The following is a 20753-nucleotide window of genomic DNA, read 5'->3' on the forward strand; positions in this document are numbered from 1 at the left end:
CTTAATTTAACTCCCATGAAACAAGTCATCTTACAAATGATCCTTTTCACTTGTTGCATTGCAAATTTATATTCGCAGCAACACACAATCTGGCAGCTAGGCAGAAAAGACCTTTCATCTGAGGAATTCGCCTTAGCACCGGATGGAAAAGACAAATTTATAATCTCCGGCTTTGGGGATAATAAATTTGTCTTTTATGCAGGAGAAAACATATCGGCTGATTTTCCATACATTATACCGGGACCAACAGCAGAATGGGCAGGTTTTTCCTACTGGGCAGGGCAGTGCAGAATACAACTTCCTATTTTAATGAAGCTATCCAATGTTAATATTCAAGATAAATACCAATGTGATATTTTTATAGCTAATATGGAATATGAGCCTGAGATGTTCTTAAGACTGGAAGTTAATGGAAAGAGCTATGACTCTCCTATAAAACCAGACACTAAACAGCTAACATATTCAATACAGCCCGGAGACCTGAAAGAAGGATACAACAAGATTATAATGCAGTTATTCAACAGCAAATCTCTAACTTTTGACGCCATTCATCTAAATGGGCCTCAACAGACACAAATCGAGAAGATAGGTGACATACCTATTATTTCAATGAAAATGGCAGATTATGAATTGAAACAAGGAAAAGCAAAGACTCAACCTCTTCTACTGAAAACTATAGCTAAAAAATCCGGAATACTGAAAATACAAATCAACCAAAAGGAGATATTCAAACAAGTAGAAGAAGGGGAGAATATCTACGAAATTCCAACCGGAAAGATTAAAGAGCAGTCTAAAATCAAAGTTAAAATATCAACAGAAGGACAAACAGTAGCAACTCAAGAATTTATCCGTAGTACCCAGCAACTACGCAGATCAATTGATTATGTTGACCAGTTTGCCGGTTCCAGCGGTTCACGATGGATGATAGGACCCGGTCCATGGATGCCATTTGGAATGGTAAAACTTATGCCCGATAACGAAGATGCCCATTGGAAAGCAGGATATGAATATAACGTTGAAAACATAATGGGATTCAGCCACATTCACGAATGGACAATGACAGGACTCTTAATGATACCAACTACTGGAGATTTAAAAATACAACCCGGAACAGAGAAACAGCCGGACTATGGTTATCGCTCCCGAATTAATAAGAAAACCGAAACAGCCCGAATCGGTTATTATTCTGTCGATCTTACAGATTATAATATCCAAGCAGAATTGACTGCAACTACCCGTAGTTCTCTTCAGCGATACACATTCAACAGAGCAGAGCAACCACGAATACTAATCGATTTTTTCTTTCCAGCAGAATATGACTGGAATTTAGAAGATGTATATGTAAAAAAAGTCTCTGACACAGAAATAGAGGGATGGACCTTGAACGATTGCCGGTCAACAGGATATCATGGAGTACAAAGATATAAATTACATTTTGTTATGCAGTTTGATAAGCCATTCAAAACAATGAATGGCTGGATACGAAACAAAGTATACAGCCAAATAGAACAGCTACATAAATCAAATATGAAGTCTCAGCAGGTATTTACAGTCGAAAATAACAGTCAAGACAAACTGGACGCGGGAATCTTCCTCGACTTTAACCTCAACACTGGTGATGATGTTATGGTAAGGACAGGTATTTCATTAGTAAGCATTGATAACGCACGGCTAAATCTGGAAGAAGAAATAGCGAGACCATTCGGATGGAATTTTGATAAAGTTGTCACCAATCAACAAGATACCTGGGAAACACTCTTCCAAAGAGTCAGTATCACAACAGACAATTACCTGTTAAAGCAAAAATTCTACACCAATCTTTACCGTTCTATCAGTCCACGGACTATCTGGAATGATGTGAATGGGGAATGGATGGATATGAACGGTGACAAAGCTCTTATAGACAAGCCGGGTAAAAGCATATATGGAGGTGATTCCGCTTGGGGAATGCATTGGACATTAGGTCCATTTTATAATCTTCTCTATCCGGAATACATGTCCAATTGGATTTACACTTACGAACAATTCTATCGTCGTGGCGGCTGGCTCCCCAATGGTAATCCCGGTATGAAATATTTCAGGGTCATGATAGGCAATCCTGCTTTGCCATTAATAGTCTCCGGCTATCAACATGGAATTCGTGACTTCGACAGCCAACTCATGTATCAGGCATTAATACACCAACAAACAGCCACTATGATAAACTATCCTGAAGGAGGACAAGTCGGCAACGAGAGTTATCCCGATTATATAACCAAAGGCTACGTACCTCTATACGATGACGCATGGGATTGGAATTCTCCACATTATCAATCATACGTTTCCAATACAATGGAATACGCATATCAAGACTATTGCGCTGCTCAATATTTTAATGCCCTCAATAAAAAAGATGACTTCAATACATTTATGAAACGTTCCGATAACTGGAAAAACATATTCGACCCATCAACCGGATATGTACGCCCACGACGTCCCAACGGAGAGTGGATCGAAAACACCAACCCATATCATGCTCCCGGGTTTTGCGAAGGCAGCGCGTGGCAATTCACCTGGTACGTTCCTCATGATGTAAAAGGCCTCATCAATCTAATAGGAGAGCGTCGATTCATCGACCGGCTGAATGCCGGATTTGCAACATCCGAAAAAGTAAGCTTCAATGCTTTAGGAGATAATATGGGAGCTTATCCTATTAATCATGGAAATGAAACAAATATGCAGGCAGCTTACCTCTTCTCTTATACCAGTGAGCCGTGGCATACCCAGAAATGGGCACGTGCTATACAAGAAAAATATTATGGTATGGGTCCCCGAGACGCTTATCCAGGAGATGAAGATCAAGGGCAGATGAGTTCTTGGTATATTTTAAGCAGCATAGGACTTTTCCAGATGGATGGCGGTTGCAGCAAAGATCCCGTATGGTTACTGGGGAGTCCGCGATTCGACCGGGTAGAAATTCAGTTAGACAACACCTATTACTCTGGAAAAAAACTTATCATAAAAGCAGAAAATGTATCCAAAGACAATTGTTACATTCAATCTGTAAGATTCAATAACAAGCGCCTTAGTAATAACTATATAGAATGGAGTAAACTCAAAAAAGGAGGAACACTTCATTTCATTATGGGTGACCGACCAAATCCAAATGCATTTAAATAAATAAACACATATGAAAAATAAAAGTAAGATACTACCAGTTCTTTTTGGTTTCTTTATTATGGGGTTCTGTGACTTAGTAGGAGTATCAGTCACCTATGCGAAAGATTATTTCAGTTGGAGCGAAACCCAAGCCGGTTTCCTGCCATCAATGGTATTTATATGGTTTTTACTCATCTCTATTCCGATTTCTATCTGGATGGACAAGAAAGGTAGAAAAACAATATCACTGATAGGACTTTTATCTACTTTTATTGGAATGTTACTTCCATTACTTACATTCACACAGACAGCCTGTTATATCGCCTTTGCACTTTTAGGCATAGGAAATACCATCCTTCAAGTGTCACTTAATCCTTTATTAACCAATGTTATCGCTGAAGGAAAATTATCAAGCATTATGACAGCCGGACAATTCATCAAAGCACTATCTTCTTTTGTAGGACCTATAGTGGCCGGATTCTGCTCTGTTTATTTCAACAACTGGATATTAATGTTTCCCATATTCGCCGCCATTACTCTAATTTCCGGAATCTGGTTATTTTTCACTCCAATAAATGAGAAAGACGACAAAAGATTAACTTCCAGTTTCTATCAAGTTATTTCTCTCCTGAAAAATAAAACCATCTGCCTTTTATTCGGAGGCATCATTTGTATTGTTGGCTTAGATGTAGGAATGAATGTATTTACCCCAAAACTTTTAATTGAAAATGCAGAATTGACTAAAGAAATCGCAAGTTATGGTACAAGCTGGTATTTTGCCGCTCGCACTTTGGGGACCTTATGTGGTGTAATTCTATTAGCAAAGTTTTCCGAAATTTATTATTATCGGATCAATATGTTCATTGTATTAATAGCTTTGTCCTGCATTTATTGGATACATTCTCAATATATTATTTTGTTATTAGTATGCATTATAGCCTTTGCAATATCTAGCATATTTGCCGTCATCTACTCGCTAGCCTTGCATACATTACCCTATAAAACCAACGAAATATCAGGACTCATGATAACTGGGATATCCGGTGGCTCCATCATTCCTCCTCTCATGGGAGTTTGCGCAGATTATACCGGAAGCCAATCAGGCTCCATCCTTGTCATGCTAATTTGTGTAATCTATCTAATTTTATGTTCGTTTCATAAATTTAAAACCATACACACAAAGCCGTATTAACATTTATTCTCAAAACAACCATTCATATATAAATTTATATTAAATAAATAAATCTTTCTAGTTTTCCTGCTTTAAATATATATATTTGCAATATGTATATACATATAGACATTATATAATACATATATCATAAGCAATTAATACTATGTAGATTAAAATATACAGCCTTTATATACAAGAAATCACATTAAATCTAATATAAAACCCTTATGACTTACTTTTTAAAATCACAGAGTATGAAGAAGCTTTTATGCAACTTGCCACGCTTCGTATTATGGATAGCTTTCCTTCTAATCATTGAAAGCTATGTAACCTTGCAAGCTCAAACCAGTAGTAGTAACAACTCATCCAAAGCAATATCAGGGAAAATTGTGGATGAAACCGACTTGCCTATTGCAGGAGCTACTGTACAGGTGAAAGGATCAACAAAAGGAGCCATTTCGGATATAGATGGCTTATTTACTATTTCATCCGAATCAGGCTCTATTTTAATTTTCTCATTTTTAGGATACCAATCTATTGAATACAAGATAGATAAAGTACCTCAAACCATTAAACTTTTGCCCAAGGTAGATGAATTGGATGAAGTTACTGTGGTTGGTTTTGCTAAACAGAAAAAAGAAAGTGTGATTGGAGCAATATCAACCTTAAAACCTGAAAGATTAAAAATTCCAACCAGTAATCTGACTCAAGCCTTAGGTGGTAATGTTGCCGGAATTATATCTTACCAGTTGTCCGGTGAACCTGGAAATGACAATGTGGAATTCTTTATTCGCGGTGTGACAACTTTTGGTTACTCTAAAAGTCCACTGATATTAATCGATAATATCGAATCATCTACTACCGATCTTTCCAGACTGTCCGCAGATGACATTGCTGCTTTCTCTATAATGAAAGATGCAACAGCAACTGCCATTTATGGTGCACGCGGAGCTAATGGAGTCATTTTGATTACTACCAAGCAAGGCAAACCCGGTAAGGTAAAAATTAGTGCCAGAGTGGAAGGTTCATTGTCAGCACCTACAAAAAGAATAGACATGGTAGATCCTATCAGCTATATGAAATACCACAATGAAGCTGTACTCACACGTAATCCGTTAGCTGTCCGGCCTCATACCGATGAGAAAATAGCATCAACAATAGCCGGCAAAAATCCCTATGTATATCCGGCGGTAGACTGGTACAATGAATTATTTAATGATAATGTATTTAATTCACGTGCCAACATCAATATGAGCGGAGGTAGTGAAACTGCCAGATATTATGTTTCTTTAGGCATATCGGATGACAATGGTATCATGAAGGTAGATAAACGAAACAATTATAACAGTAACATTGATTTAAAAAAAATCTATGTACGTTCTAACATTGATATTGATGTGACCAAGACGACTACATTTTCTGTAAAATTCAGTGGCAATTTTGATGATTATACCGGTCCTATTGTAAGCGGCAATGATCTATACCGAAGAGCAATGGCAACAAGTCCTGTTTTATTCCCCAAATATTATATGCCTGATGAAAATCATACATCTACTTCACATATTTTATTTGGTAACGCAGGTGATGGTAATTACATCAATCCCTATGCGGAAATGATACGTGGTTACAAACAATACACCAATTCGGTTATTTCTGCCCAGGCGGAATTAAATCAGAAATTAGATTTTATAACTCCAGGACTTAGTATCAAAGTCTTCGCAAGTACTACCCGAAATTCATACAGCGGACAACAACGTTCTACTTCACCCTTTTATTATTCAATCAGCTATTATGATAAACTAACCGACACATATACTTTAAGGGAGCTGAACCCTAATGGTGGACGGGAAGATTTGGATTATACAGCAGAAGGGAATCAAGTCAGCAGTTCGTATTATTATGAAGCATCTCTCAACTACAACCGTACGTTCCGGGAAAAGCATAATATCACCGGATTATTAGTAGGAGTTCTGAGAGAGAATAAGAGCGGAGGCGCAAGTTCGATACAGACATCTTTACCAGCCCGTAACATTGGATTATCAGGTCGTTTTACATACGCATACGACGGACGATATTTTGCTGAAGCAAACTTTGGTTACAATGGTTCCGAAAGATTTGCCAAAAATGAACGATTCGGATTCTTTCCTTCGATAGGAGCAGGCTGGATGATCTCCGAAGAAAAGTTTTGGAATCAAGACCTTAAGAATATTATCAATAAACTGAAACTAAAAGGAACTTACGGTTTGGTAGGTAACGACAATATTGGTGCATGGAATGACAGATTCTTTTATATGTCCGAGGTAAATCTAAACGGTAGTGGTGCAAATTTCAGTTGGGGACAAGATTTTGAACGGAATGTCGGTACTATCGACATGATACGCTATCGAAATGACAAAATCAAATGGGAAATTGCTCAAAAAATGAATTTAGGTCTCGAAGTTGGGCTATTTAATATATTTGACATACAATTCGATTACTTCACCGAATATCGAAAAAACATCTTTGGCGAACGCCAAACCATCCCGTATGAAATGGGATTCAGTGCACCTCTTTATGCTAATAAAGGAGAAGCTTCTTCACATGGATTCGAAGTGCAGGTAGATGCCAACCACGCTTTCAATAAAAACTTCTGGTTAGGAGTGCGTGGCAATTTCACTTATGCAACAGGCAAATATGAGCATGTAGAAGAACCCTATCGTCCTTACCCTTGGCTTAGTCATATTGGAAAACGTATTAATCAGACTTATGGATTAATAGCGGAAAGACTGTTCATTGATGAAGAAGATATTGCAAATTCACCTGTTCAGACATATGGTGAATATATGCCCGGTGACATAAAATACAAAGATGTAAATAATGACGGAATAATTAATGATGAAGATATTGTTCCAATAGGGATTTCCTCTTCTCCAGAAATTGTATACGGCTTCGGAGTGTCGATGGGATACAAAAATTTTGATATTTCTTGTTTCTTTCAAGGAGCAGCGAGATCTTCTTTCTTTATTAATTCCAAAGCAACAAATCCTTTCATGCAAATGGATTTCGGAGGAAATAACCTCAATGGTATGATGCAAGCATATGCGGATGATTACTGGTCTGAATCGAATCGTAATATATACGCTACTTTCCCAAGATTGTCAACCACTGATATTGCAAACAATAATAGAAACAGCACATGGTGGTTACGCGACGGTTCTTACTTACGTTTAAAATCAGTCGAAATCGGATATACATTACCTAAAAGGCTAACCAGCCATCTAGGTATGTCCAATTTGAGAATCTATGCCAGCGGACTAAATCTTTTCGCATGGAATCGCTTTAAATTATGGGATGTAGAACAAGGAAACGACGGAATGCAATATCCTATTCAGGCAGTTTACAATTTTGGTATTAACTTAAGCTTCTGATTACATTATGAAATACAAACATTTATTCACTAGTACATTATTGGCGGTATTAATCACATCCTGCAACTATCTTGATATCGTGCCGGATAATATCGCAACGCTTGAAATGGCATTCAACACTCGGGCTAATGCTGAAAAATATTTAGCTACCTGCTACAACTTCGTGCCTGCAGCAGCCAATCTCGACCACAACTCCGGCCTCATCTGCGGTGGAGAAATGTGGTATCTGAAACCAGAGTCCCACTACTATAAAAATATAACTTCATTCAACATTGCACGTGGCATGCAAAACTCTAACGACCCCTTACTAAATTACTGGGATGGAGGTCAGGGAGGCTACAACATATTCAGAGGAATCCATGAATGCAATATTTTTATAGACAACATCGATCGCGTACCTGACATGCGTATGGAAGAGAAAAATAAATGGAAAGCCGAAGTGATGACTCTGAAAGCATATTATATTTATTATCTCATGTTGCACTATGGGCCCATTCCTTTACTTAAAGAGAACATCAGCGTAGAAGCAGACTTAGATATGATGCAACTGGAGAGAGAAACGATTAATGATATCGTCACTTATACAACTGATTTATTGGATGAAGCCATGAACATCCCTTCCGGATTAACATTCAATGTGACTTCTCCACGCACGGAATTAGGGCGCATCACATTACCTATCGCGAAAGCAATCAAGGCTAAATTACTAATACTGGCTGCCAGCCCTTTATTCAACGGCAATACGATGTATGCTGAATTTGTCAATTCAGAAGGGATACCTTTCTTCGACCAAGAGTATAAAAAGGAAAAATGGGAGGCGGCAGCCGCAGCGTGTCTGGATGCCATCAACACTGCCCATGAAGCCGGAGCTTCTTTATACAAATTTGATGAGAAGCTAAATTATACTCCTTCACCAGCTTTACAGCAAGAGTTGACACTACGCAACACAATTACCGGTCGTTTTAATTCTGAAATAATATGGGCATTAGGTTCCAATGCAACAGATGGAATACAGAATCTATGCCAAGCACATTTAACCAACTATTCATTAGGAAACAGAATGGGTCGTAGTTGTTCACAACTTGCGCCGTCACTAGAAATTGTAGAACAATTCTATACAGCGAACGGAGTCCCGATGGATGAGGATAAAGATTATGAATATGAAAACAGATATAAACTGACAACAACTCCGGAAGATGATCCGATTCATTTTACACCAAACTACACAACTATCAAGTTGCATTTAAACAGAGAGGCTCGTTTTTATGCCTATATTGGTTTTGATGGTGGAAAATGGTTCTCCATCGAATGCTGTAACGACAACGAAACGAGCTCCTATCCTATCAAATCAAAGAAAGGAGATATTGCCGGCGTTTCAGACGAACTATATTCACCGACAGGTTATTTCACAAAAAAATTGGTTAGTTATCAAAACGTAAACACCAGTGCGACCAATATCAATTACGTATATTCTTTCCCGATTATTCGCCTGTCCGATCTATACCTGCTATATGCAGAAGCTCTCAACGAGCTTAATGAAACTCCAACTACAGATGTATATTACTATGTACAGCAGGTCAGAAATAAAGCCGGTCTAGATGAAGGAGGTTCGTTGGTAAATACATGGCGTAATCACTCCAACCGCCCGGATAAGCCAACCACCCAAAGAGGAATGCGTGAAATTATACAGAAAGAGCGAATGATAGAACTTGCATTCGAAGGCCATCGTTACCATGATGTACGCAGATGGAAGTTAGGCTCTACATATCTGAATACTCAGATAAAAGGCTGGTCGGTATTAGAGCAGGACCCGGAGTACTTTTATAATGCACGAGTTCTCTTCACGAGAAAATTCATGCCAAGAGATTATTTATGGCCTATTAAGACCAATTCTATCAACAGAAATCCGAAACTTGTTCAGAATCCTCAATGGTAACTTTTAACATAAAAATGACAAAGATGAAAAATATAGCTTTTATACTTTTAATACTTGCAGCAGTTTGTTTTGCAAACTGTGCCGGTGATTACGAGGCCGAACCACGCGGTACGAATGATGGAAAAGCTCCGGCACCGATTACTAATATATCGGTGAAGAATGTAAACGGAGGAGCTATTATTAAATATACTCCTTCCGATGATGTAGATTTATTATACGTCAAAGCTATCTTCACTAATACCCGCGGAGAGCAGCAGGAAGTAAGATCTTCCATGTATGTAGATTCTTTGGTAATAGAAGGGCTGGGAGATACACAAAAGAGAGAGGTCAAACTTTACTCTGTAGACCGCCACGAAAACTATTCCACACCGGCTATCGTGACTATTGAGCCTCTGACTCCTGCAGTCGTTCAGACACAAGAATCATTAAAAGTGACCGAAAGTTTCGGAGGATTCTTCCTCGATTTCAATAATGCAGCAAGAAGTGCATTATCTTTCTACATTTACAAATGGGTAGATGAACACAATGAATACGAGATTCATGACGTATACTCCTCACAACAAGAAGAAGGCCGCCTGACTATAAAAGGCTTAGAACATAAATTATTGAAATTAGCCATCTTCGTAAGGGATAAATGGGAAAACACTTCCGACACATTGTATGCCGAAATCACTCCTTGGAAAGAAAGCTTATTGGATAAAACAAAATTCCAACTAGTCAAAGTGATGGATGACGTCAGCTGGGATTACCACGAAGGCTATCATTCCCGCCTATGGGACGGACAAATAGGTGGATGGAACTGGGGACATACCGAATACCCGACACCTTTCCCGCATGCCTTTAGTATTGACTTGAATGTCAATGTACGCCTCAGCCAATTCCAATTCTGGCAACGTCTGGATAGTCAAGACTTATTATATGCCCATGGAGCTCCCAAGCACTTCAAATTATATGGCTGCGAAGAGGGTAAAGATTTGCAGAATCCGGATAACTGGGTGGTATTATTTGATGGAGAAATGAAGAAACCATCCGGTGGGGCATTTGGTGATGCGCTTACTCAGGAAGATATTGAGGAAGCCCAGAGAGGCCATGTATTTACCCTCAACCAGGATGTACCATTCATTCGCTACTTCCGGTTCCAGAGTTTAATGTCATGGTCGGGAATGGAAACATCAGTTATGTCAGAAATCACTCTTTGGGGAGATATCCAAGGTGAAGAATAACCTTATAAAATAGACAGAAATGAAAAAAGTAATATATATAATAACTACTATTCTCCTGTGTATGACCTCCTGCACAGATATTCATGATACCTATTCTGAATATATCAAAGACGGAGAACAAATTTATGTAGGAAAGCTGGCGGATGTAAAAATACAGCCGGGATTTCAGCGCATGATGATAAAGGGGTCTATGAAATATCTAGCCACAGCAAAGACTTGCATAATAGAACTTGTAGGTTACGACAAGGTTTTCACAACAGACATTGACAGAACGCAACCTGAATTCAGTTATGAAATCAAAAATGTGGAAGAAGGCAACTATTACGTTAAAATAACCACAAAGGATAAAGAAGGTAATACCTCACTATCCGAAACCTACAATGTAGATGTATACGGAATGGAGCACATAGCGAATTATTATCCCAAGCGAATTACCGATATGCAATTCGTCATTGCCGACAACTCGCTCAACTTAATTTGGAATCAGGCAGATAATGTGGTGGAAGCAATAGTTAAGTACTATGACTCAAATGAGCAACTACTAACTTTAACAGTAAAAGGAGATGCCGCTTCAACTAACTTACCTGACTGGAAATCTAATTCTGTATTAACAGTAGAAACACGTATCCTACCCGGCGAAACAGCATTGGATATCGTATCCCTGCCCATTTCAGAATACGCTTTGCCCGACGATCCGATTGTAGAAATACCCAGAACTAACTTTGCCAACGCAAATATGCCTTCAGATGTTGTAAACGGTTATGGCGGTTCAGTAGAAAAGTTATGGAACAATGATACATGGAATTATGACAGCGGTTATCATGCCGGCGATAATCAAGGAGTTCCTCATCATCTGACGATTGACATGGGACTTACAGCAACGATTACCGAATGCGAACTGTTCTTTACCGGATATGAAAGAACAGACTGGATGCCTCGATTATTCCAAATATGGGGAATTGAAGATGTAGAAGACCTGGAAAGCCATGAACCGGATGTTCCATCTATAAACCCGGCTTGGGAAGAAAATGCGAAAGCAAAAGGATGGAAACAGCTGACTACAAAAAACATTTCTGTTTCCGATTGGCAACCCAGTATTAAGTTCGCCTGCGATAAAGAACACGAAAATATAAGATACATCAGATACCGTATTGTAGAATCACTCTCAGCTCCACACGTAGGAATGGGGGCCTATGGTTCCGCCAGCGAAATCAAGTTCTGGGGTAAAAAGGTTAGTTTGTTACAGTGATAACAGTTGAATTTGTTTTTGCATAGGAGTGTATACAAAAAAGAATGATACATTCCTATGTAAAAAACAAATTTGTATCTTAAATCCAAAAGACTGAATGTTAATATGAAAAGAATACCATTGAGTTTATTCACGTTTTTATTCCTCCTATCCGGATTATGTGCAGCACCTACCAAGACTGTCTGGCAAATCGGGGAGAAAAATCATAGTGCCAGTGAGTTGGCATTGTCCCCTGACAAATACAAAGAGTTTCTGGCAAACGATTTTGGTTGGGAGGACAGGTTTTATATCATTGGATTGTCTTCCCCTCAAAAAGATTTTCCTTATGTTCTGCCGGGACCTGCCGATCATTGGGGAGGAACAAGTTATACTGCCGGTATACGGACTCATGTTTTAAACATACTCTTTGGTATGAAGGAAGTCCCCGAAACGGACTCATGGAAATTAATCATAGACCTATTAGATACTCACCACGAACTTCCGGCACTATTTAAAATAACGATCAACGGAAAATCATGGAAATATGCCCTTCCCAAAGGAAGTGGAAAATCAATAGACGGTGACTATTCACAAATCAAACCGCATACGATCGAAATTCCTTTGAACGCCGGAGTGATCAGAAAAGGAAGCAACTCCATCGCGCTTACAAGTCTCGAAGGCTCATGGATTCTCTTCGATGATATCAGGCTTATGGGACCGGATAATGCTGAACTAAATGAAGTCAACAAATCCGTTTATCTCCGAGATGTTAAAGCGGCGGACTTTCAAACCACCAGTCCTGTAGCCCAACCACTATTAGTAGACATAGAACATCTTTCCGGACATCCTCTCCTTGGAGTGGAAGTAGATGGAAAAAAGATACTGGAACAACGTTTGGAAAAAGGAAGATACATACTAGAAGCTCCAATGCCAGTTGTCAAGTCTCCCAAAACAAGCCATTACATCATATCCGCCGATGGTACAATCTTAGATAAAGGAATGATCAGGCGCGCACCTCACAATACAATCACACTGGCCGATTACATCGATACACGAATGGGAACTGCGCACTCCCGTTGGATGATAGCACCAGGTCCGTGGATGCCATTCAGCATGGTTAAATTAAGTCCGGACAATCAGGATAGCGGTTGGCAATCGGGATATGATCCTTCATTCGAGAGCATAGGTACGTTTAGCCACATACACGAATGGACCATGGCAGGTCTGGGCATCATGCCTGCCAACGGCCCTTTAAAAACGGAGATAGGCAGCCAGTCTTCCTTAGTCAAAGGTGCCAATTCGTATCGTTCTGCCATCGACGAAACAAGTGAAGAAACAAAAGTCGGATATTATAAAGTAGACTTGACCGATTATCAAATCAAGGCGGAACTGACTGCCACCTCCCGGTGTGGTTTTCAGCGTTATACATATCCGCAAGATAAGGATGCCCGTGTCATGATCGATCTGAAAATCCCTAGTGAATACGATTACCAGATTGTTGAAGGAAGTGTAAAGCAAACAGGGGCACGACGGATCGAAGGATTCAGCAAGCAACTATCCAAAAATGTATGGTCGGCGGATGCGGATCAGAACTATACAATCTATTTCGTGATTGAGTTCAATAAAGATATCAAGAAATTTGGAGGATGGCACGATCATACTTTATGGGAAACAGATACTATGACAGCCCGCTACCCTCATCGATTCGGCTGTTATGCCGAATTTGATACTACCGATCATCCGGAAGTTATGGTACGTTCCGGAATATCTTATGTAGATATGGCAGGGGCTTCCAACAATCTTTCCAATGAGATAACGGAACCATTCGGGTGGAATTTTGAAGCTGTACGCAAACATCAGTCGGATAGTTGGAATAATATTTTAAACAGAGTCCGGATATACAGCAACGATTATCGGGAAAAGGTAAGATTTTACACCAATTTATACCGTGCGTTCTGCCGGAATACATTCAGTGATGCAGACCGCAGATGGGTGGATGCAGCAGGCAACATTCAAAAGCTGGACGACCCGGATGCCGTCGCTTTGGGATGCGATGCCTTCTGGAATACTTTCTGGAATCTGAATCAGGTATGGAACCTGATTGCTCCCGAATGGTCATCCAGATGGGTAAAATCGCAGTTGGCTATGTATGACGCCAACGGATGGCTGGCAAAAGGTCCCAGTGGAATGAAATACATACCTGTGATGGTGGCCGAACATGAGATTCCCCTTTTAGTTAGTACTTACCAAATGGGAATACGGAATTACGATGCGGAAAAAATGTTCCGGGCAATCGTAAAGATGCAAACTACACCAGCCCAACGTGTAGCCAATGGGTTTGCCGGCAACAGAGATTTGGAAACTTATCTGCAACATCAATATGTACCTGCCGACAAAGGACGTTTTTCTAACACATTAGAATACTCTTATGACGACTGGACAGTCTCTCAACTAGCAAAAGCACTGGGAAAAGAGGAATATTACCGAACATTCTCCGACAGAGGCAACTGGTGGAAAAACGCAATCAACCCGGCGACAGGTTATGCCCAAATGCGCTACAGCAATGGTGAATGGGAAAAGAACTTTGATCCATTCAAATCAGGAGCTAACCATCATTATGTAGAGGGAAACGCCTGGCAACTTACTTTTTTTGTACCTCAGGACGTTCCCGCACTTACCGAATTTATCGGTAAAGAACGCTTTATCGACCGGCTGTCATGGGGATTCAAAGCCAGTGAGCCATGGAGGTATAATGCCCCGGGAGACCAGTATTGGGACTTTCCAGTAGTACAAGGTAACCAGCAATCCATGCACTTCGCCTTTCTATTCAACTGGGCAGGCCAACCGTGGCAAACGCAACGGTGGAGCCGTTCCATTATCGACCGCTATTATGGCTTTGACACATCAAATGCCTATTTGGGAGACGAAGACCAAGGACAAATGAGCGCTTGGTTTGTCATGGCTGCATTGGGATTATTCCAGACGGACGGAGGTTGTAACGCAGAACCTGTTTATGAACTGGGGAGTCCTCTGTTTGAAAAAATAAAAATAGATTTGGGAAAACATTTCGGTAGAGGAAAGCAATTTATCATCAAAGCTAGCAATACTTCGCGGGAAAATAAGTACATCCAGTCCGCTAAACTAAATGGCAAGAAGCTGAATTCCTTCAAGTTTCCGGCAAAAGAACTGCTCAAAGGCGGCACATTGGAACTTGAAATGGGAAATCGTCCGAATAAAAATTGGGGAATCAAATAATATCATAAAAAAATAGTAACAAATGAAAAAGATCTCACTCAGTCTTATCACAGCAGCCGTTTTATTATCATGTCAGTCATCACGTGACACATCACACAAGTATACAGCCATCACTCCGGGAGTAGAATGGCTCGACACCAACAACGAGAAAATAAATGCTCACGGAGGCGGTATATTATATCACGAGGGAATTTACTACTGGTATGGCGAATGTAAAAGTGATTCCACTTACTGGAATCCCAATGTTCCCGGTTGGGAATGTTATCGTACGGAAGCCGGTGGAGTAAATTGTTACTCTTCCAAGGACCTTCTCAACTGGAAATATGAAGGACTCGTTCTCCAACCAGAAATGTCTGATACACAATCCGATCTCCATCCTTCCAAAGTGCTGGAGAGACCTAAAGTTATATACAATGATAAAACCAAGAAATTTGTAATGTGGCTGCACGTGGACAGTGACGACTACAATAAAGCTGCTGCCGGAGTCGCTGTTTCCGATTCACCGACTGGTGTTTTCACCTATCTGGGTTCGATGCACCCGAACGGGCAAATCAGCCGGGACATGACCCTCTTCAAAGATGACGACGGCAAAGCCTATCATATCTATTCTTCCGAACAGAATTCTACATTATATATCAGTTTGCTGTCCGACGACTACCTGAAACCTTCCGGTACTTTCACACGCAATTTCGCAGGTAAATTCCGGGAAGCCCCTGCTGTATTCAAACACAACGGACTATACTACGTCATCAGTTCGGGATGTACCGGCTGGAGTCCCAATGAAGCGGAATATGCAGTGGCTACCCAAATTTTAGGACCGTGGACCGTAAAAGGGAATCCTTGTGTAGGAAAAGACGCCGACAAAACCTTCTATGGACAAAGTACCCATGTACTGCCGATTCAAGGAAAGAAAGACGCATACATAGCCATGTTTGACAAATGGAATAAAACAGACCTAATTCACTCAACCTATATCTGGTTGCCTATACAGTTCCGCGAAGACGGAAGCATGGCTATTCAATGGCTGGATAGCTGGTCACCTGATAAATACGAATTTTAATTAAGATATAGCAATAGCATATCATTTTCTAAAAGGAACTCACATGAGAAAGATAAAAATTAAAGAAATCGTTTGTATCATCGGATTGTTGGGAACTCTCACAGCTCATTCTCAAAATACAGTCTGGCAAATAGGAAACAAAGATAACTCCGCCAAAGAGTTCAAGTTTTATAAAAACGATTATCGGAACTACATCAATGATGTTTATCTATACGAAGTAGGGAGAAATCATTCTGCTGATTTTCCTTACTTTCTGCCGGGGCCTAGTGATGTCTGGGCAGGTGGCATATCAGGGCAGGCTGTTATTGGCTTTTCATTGGCCGAAGCTCCTTCTCCGACAACCCAAATACAACTACGACTTCTATTTGCAGAAACTCATCCTTCCTCACCTCCCCGACTGGAGGTGAGGCTCAACAGCTTCGAGAAATCCATCCAAACACCCGAAGGCACAAATCCAGAATATCTGAACACAAAAGAAACAGTTTCAAAAGAGTTATCCGTCACGCTTGACATTCCGGCTGATGAGTTCAGAGCAGGAAACAACACACTCACGATCCAAAGCATATCAGGCAGTTGGGTAGCATTCGACCAGATAAAGCTGACATCTGACTCTCCTCTGCAAACAAACAATCTTACGACCAAAGCCAGTCTCGTATCTTCTGCCTTCTCTCCTGTATTGGTGGTCGGAAAGAAAAAAGAACTGAGACAGCCGGTCAAAATAAAAGCAGTCAACTGGCATCATAAAAAGAGACCGGTGGAACTGCAAGTCGGTAATTTTCCACCGGAAAGATACGTATTGACCCCCGGAATAAATAACATTGAGACATCCATTCCGGAAGTCACCGCTCCATGTGAGTTACCGATCATACTGAAAGAACAAGGAAAAGCCGTCAGCAAAATCAATGAAAAGGCAACTCCTGTCAAGAAATGGACAGTATATCTCGTTCAGCATACTCACACAGATATAGGCTACACCAAACCTCAAACCGAAATCTTGTCGGAACATCTCCGGTATATAGACTATGCCATTGAATACTGCGAACAGACAAAAGACTACACAGATGATGCGAAGTTCAGATGGACCTGCGAATCGGCATGGGCTGTAGACGAGTATTTGAAAAACAGACCGGAAGAACAAGTAAACAAACTAAAAAAATACATTGCCAAAGGACAAATAGAAGTTGCATCCATGTATTTCAATATGTCGGAGATTGTAGACGAAAGCTCTTTCAAGACTTTCCTCCAGCCCGTCAAAGAATTCAGAAAACATGGAATTCCCTCTACGCTGGCCATGCAGAATGACGTCAACGGAATTGCATGGTGTCTGGCAGATTATCTGCCGGACCTCGGGATAAAATACCTGTGGATGGGAGAACACCATTACAAATCGCAGGTTCCGTTTAATATGCCGACTGTCTTCCAATGGGAATCTCCGTCAGGTAAACCGATTCTGACTTACCGTGCCGACCATTATAATACCGGCAATTTCTGGGGAATAGAGCAGGGAGACATTCAAAAGACAGAACCGAAGTTACTACATTATTTATCAGAACTGGAGCGTAAGTGTTATCCGTTTGATGCAGTAGGCATACAATACTCCGGTTATTTCACGGATAATTCACCGCCCTCCATCATTGAATGCAAACTCATCAGAGAGTGGAATGAAAAGTACGCATATCCTAAGCTACGAAGTGCCACTGCATCCGAATTTCTGGATTATGTAACGAAGCGATACGGGGATAAAATTCCCGCATACAGAGCCGCATATCCAGACTGGTGGACAGACGGTTTCGGTTCTGCCGCAAGAGAAACAGCGGCTTCACGCAAAACTCATTCGGATATGACAGCGGTAGAAGGGCTACTGTCTATGGCTGTATTAAAAGACAAATGCCTGCCACAGACCACTCACCAACGAATAGAGCACATACATGAAAGCCTGCTATTCTATGATGAACACACGTTCGGAGCATCCGAAAGCGTCAGTGATCCGTTGTGCGAAAACAGTCAGGTGCAATGGGGAGAAAAGTCAGCCTATGCATGGGAAGCAGTCAAAAGAACACAAATGCTGTATGAAACCTCCGTCGGTTTACTTCAAGGAGACCTCCGCAGAGGCAAGAACCCGACCCTTACAATTTTCAATACGTTGAACTGGAAACGTTCGGAGATGCTGACTGTATATATTGATTTTGAAGTGATCCCCCGAAACCAATTCTTCGAAATAACAGACTTTCAAGGACATTCGTTGAAAGTCCAACCGATCCGTTATCGCAGAGAAGGGTGCTACTATGCAATTTTCGCAGAGGATATTCCACCTATGGGATACAAGACGTTTGAGATTGTCTTCAAACAACCGTCTACTGATACAGGAACTGTTACAATAAACAATGCCAGTATCGAAAATCATTTCTACAAACTACAACTCAACCCGGACAAAGGAACGATCCAAAGTTTGTATGATAAAGAATTGAATTGTGAACTGGTCGATAGTTCGTCTCCATGGGAACTGGGTGCTTTTATCTATGAGAAGTTAGGTAATCGTGACCAATTGGCCCAATATCGCCTGGATGATTACAACAGAACAGGATTGAGCGAGTGCCGGATCATTGACAGTTCGAATGGACCTATTTATCAACGTATCCTGTTGCAGGGAAAATCTCCAGGAACAGACGAAGCATTTGGGGTCAATCTGGAGATTAAATTATATCATGATACCAAACGAATAGAACTGGAGTACGCAATCAAGCGTCTGCCGGAGACGGAGCCCTCAGGGATATACGTTGCATTTCCCTTCCAACTGCCCGAAGGGAAACTGGCATTCGACGTTCAGGGCGGAACAGTTATATCTGGCAAGAATCAACTGGAAGGGACATCTACAGACTGGAATACTGTTCAAAACTTTGTATCGGTACAAAATAATCGGGCGCAAATTATTATAGGAAGCAGCCTCATCCCCCTCTATCAACTAGGAGACATAAACCTCGGAAAATTTCAATATCAGAAACAGTACGAAAGGCCTCATGTCTACTCGTGGGTGATGAATAATTACTGGAATACCAACTTCAAAGCTTCCCAAGAAGGAGAGTTCCGTTGGAGTTACCATCTGACCTCTTCCGTTGCCCCATCTAACAACCTTGCTACCAAGTTTGGCTGGAGCTCACGTATTCCTCTATATACCCGGGTAATGCCGACAGGAACAGAGAATCATAAACCCACAGAGTACTCAGCCTTCCATTTTGAGAAAGACAATTTCCTGATGACTTCATGTACCCCCTCTAAAGAAGAAGGTTACATACTACTGAACATTAGAGAGATAGATGGAAAGAGAACCAACCTCAGGATTTTAAATGAAGACGGGCAAACCGTCCCCTTCACAATAGTAAATGCTATTGAAGAGAAATTGGAAAATGAAACGTCAGAGCATATATTTGAGGGGTACCAGAATAAATTTATAAAGATAAAACGTTTTTAATCAAAAGAATCAAATGCGTAGTCTACCCTAAAAAAACGGAAGAATCATCACCACAAAGAGATGAGGAGATGTCAAAAGTCAGTAGCAACTCTCCTAATACTATTGACTTTTGCCCCCCTCATCATCTGTCAGAGCGACTGGAAAGTATCTGCTCCAAACTTTCATCGACCACTTCCGCCAACTGAAGATTGGACAGCAAGCGGTCATAAGAAACCCTCCCTACGCCTTCCATTTTCAGCAGCCATCTCCATCCCTTTCCCGATACTAATTCCAGCAGTTGCCCTACCGTCCGGATTTCTTCTTTATACAAGACATTAGTCAGCCTCGTATTGGCCACCTTGCCGACAGACAATTGGAGAATTCTTTCTTCCTGATTCAAATTTATATTCTTGCTTTTATCCGCCAAAGACTGAAAACGGGCATCTATAATATGTTTCCGATAAGTAGCCAGCACGTTCTTTCTTACTTTCAACCCTCTGAGATGAGAATTATAAATCTGTAACGCCCTGCCATAAGTAATTCGATGCCGACCGGCAACTTTCTCTATTGATTCCCCCATAGAGATGGAGTAGAAAATATCACGGGCTCCGGGATGAACAATCAATTGGGAAAGTTCACGAATAATGATTTCATATAGAGGTTTACACGTCTTCTGTGTTCGCAATACATATAGTAGATCATCATATCTGGAAATAATAAAGTCGCGTTCCAGCTTTTTCTCTTCCACAATCTTTGCCAGATAATCTGCTTGCAATCCAAGCCTTTTGTGGATCAATGAATAAATCTGAGGGATGAAATTACAAATTCTTATCTTTGCCTTCAAATTTATAGAAAATGGAGTTAAATGTTTATCGTCTTCTTCT

General features: G+C 40.6%; 10 protein-coding genes. 9 read left to right on the forward strand and 1 reads right to left on the reverse strand.

What is annotated here, in order from left to right; genetic code table 11:
• Positions 1-15: 15 nt before the first annotated feature.
• The 9 genes from BLW31_RS19050 (at position 16) to BLW31_RS19090 (ending at position 19890) form a co-directional block, all read left to right on the forward strand.
• The gene (locus BLW31_RS19050; RefSeq protein WP_022302005.1) at positions 16-3159 is read left to right on the forward strand and encodes a GH92 family glycosyl hydrolase; all 3144 of its coding nucleotides are present in this window, start codon (positions 16-18) and stop codon (positions 3157-3159) included.
• 10 nt (positions 3160-3169) lie between these two features.
• Positions 3170-4330 (forward strand): MFS transporter, encoded by a 1161-nt coding sequence (locus BLW31_RS19055; RefSeq protein ID WP_010539340.1) that lies wholly within the window; start codon positions 3170-3172, stop codon positions 4328-4330.
• 236 nt (positions 4331-4566) lie between these two features.
• Positions 4567-7719, forward strand: a complete 3153-nt coding sequence (locus BLW31_RS19060) for a SusC/RagA family TonB-linked outer membrane protein (RefSeq protein WP_010539341.1) — start codon at positions 4567-4569, stop codon at positions 7717-7719.
• A 7-nt stretch (positions 7720-7726) separates the two neighbouring features.
• Complete coding sequence (locus tag BLW31_RS19065) at positions 7727-9655, forward strand: RagB/SusD family nutrient uptake outer membrane protein (protein WP_010539342.1); 1929 nt, start codon at positions 7727-7729, stop codon at positions 9653-9655.
• Positions 9656-9678: 23 nt separating this feature from the next.
• Positions 9679-10878 carry a DUF5000 domain-containing lipoprotein gene (locus tag BLW31_RS19070; RefSeq protein ID WP_029425701.1) on the forward strand — a complete coding sequence of 400 codons (1200 nt, stop codon included), beginning with the start codon at positions 9679-9681 and terminating at the stop codon, positions 10876-10878.
• 19 nt (positions 10879-10897) lie between these two features.
• Positions 10898-12127 (forward strand): DUF4998 domain-containing protein, encoded by a 1230-nt coding sequence (locus BLW31_RS19075; RefSeq protein ID WP_029425702.1) that lies wholly within the window; start codon positions 10898-10900, stop codon positions 12125-12127.
• 105 nt (positions 12128-12232) lie between these two features.
• On the forward strand, positions 12233-15361 hold the full coding sequence (locus tag BLW31_RS19080; protein WP_029425703.1) for a GH92 family glycosyl hydrolase: 3129 nt from the start codon (positions 12233-12235) through the stop codon (positions 15359-15361).
• Positions 15362-15383: 22 nt separating this feature from the next.
• Positions 15384-16421 carry a glycoside hydrolase family 43 protein gene (locus BLW31_RS19085; RefSeq protein ID WP_010539346.1) on the forward strand — a complete coding sequence of 346 codons (1038 nt, stop codon included), beginning with the start codon at positions 15384-15386 and terminating at the stop codon, positions 16419-16421.
• A gap of 43 nt (positions 16422-16464) precedes the next feature.
• Positions 16465-19890, forward strand: a complete 3426-nt coding sequence (locus BLW31_RS19090) for a glycoside hydrolase family 38 N-terminal domain-containing protein (protein WP_010539347.1) — start codon at positions 16465-16467, stop codon at positions 19888-19890.
• Positions 19891-20011: 121 nt separating this feature from the next.
• On the opposite strand, the gene BLW31_RS19095 is transcribed toward BLW31_RS19090, so the two are convergent.
• Complete coding sequence (locus BLW31_RS19095) at positions 20012-20719, reverse strand: hypothetical protein (RefSeq protein ID WP_231946198.1); 708 nt, start codon at positions 20717-20719, stop codon at positions 20012-20014.
• Positions 20720-20753 lie beyond the last annotated feature (34 nt).

The organism is Bacteroides faecis MAJ27 (genome assembly GCF_900106755.1).
In the GTDB taxonomy this organism is placed as follows: Bacteria; Bacteroidota; Bacteroidia; order Bacteroidales; family Bacteroidaceae; genus Bacteroides; species Bacteroides faecis.

Coding starts and splice junctions, on each gene's coding strand:
- BLW31_RS19050 (WP_022302005.1), top strand. CDS start 16: ATGAAACAAGTCATCTTACAAATGATCCTTTTCACTTGTTGCATTGCA.
- BLW31_RS19055 (WP_010539340.1), top strand. CDS start 3,170: ATGAAAAATAAAAGTAAGATACTACCAGTTCTTTTTGGTTTCTTTATT.
- BLW31_RS19060 (WP_010539341.1), top strand. CDS start 4,567: ATGAAGAAGCTTTTATGCAACTTGCCACGCTTCGTATTATGGATAGCT.
- BLW31_RS19065 (WP_010539342.1), top strand. CDS start 7,727: ATGAAATACAAACATTTATTCACTAGTACATTATTGGCGGTATTAATC.
- BLW31_RS19070 (WP_029425701.1), top strand. CDS start 9,679: ATGAAAAATATAGCTTTTATACTTTTAATACTTGCAGCAGTTTGTTTT.
- BLW31_RS19075 (WP_029425702.1), top strand. CDS start 10,898: ATGAAAAAAGTAATATATATAATAACTACTATTCTCCTGTGTATGACC.
- BLW31_RS19080 (WP_029425703.1), top strand. CDS start 12,233: ATGAAAAGAATACCATTGAGTTTATTCACGTTTTTATTCCTCCTATCC.
- BLW31_RS19085 (WP_010539346.1), top strand. CDS start 15,384: ATGAAAAAGATCTCACTCAGTCTTATCACAGCAGCCGTTTTATTATCA.
- BLW31_RS19090 (WP_010539347.1), top strand. CDS start 16,465: ATGAGAAAGATAAAAATTAAAGAAATCGTTTGTATCATCGGATTGTTG.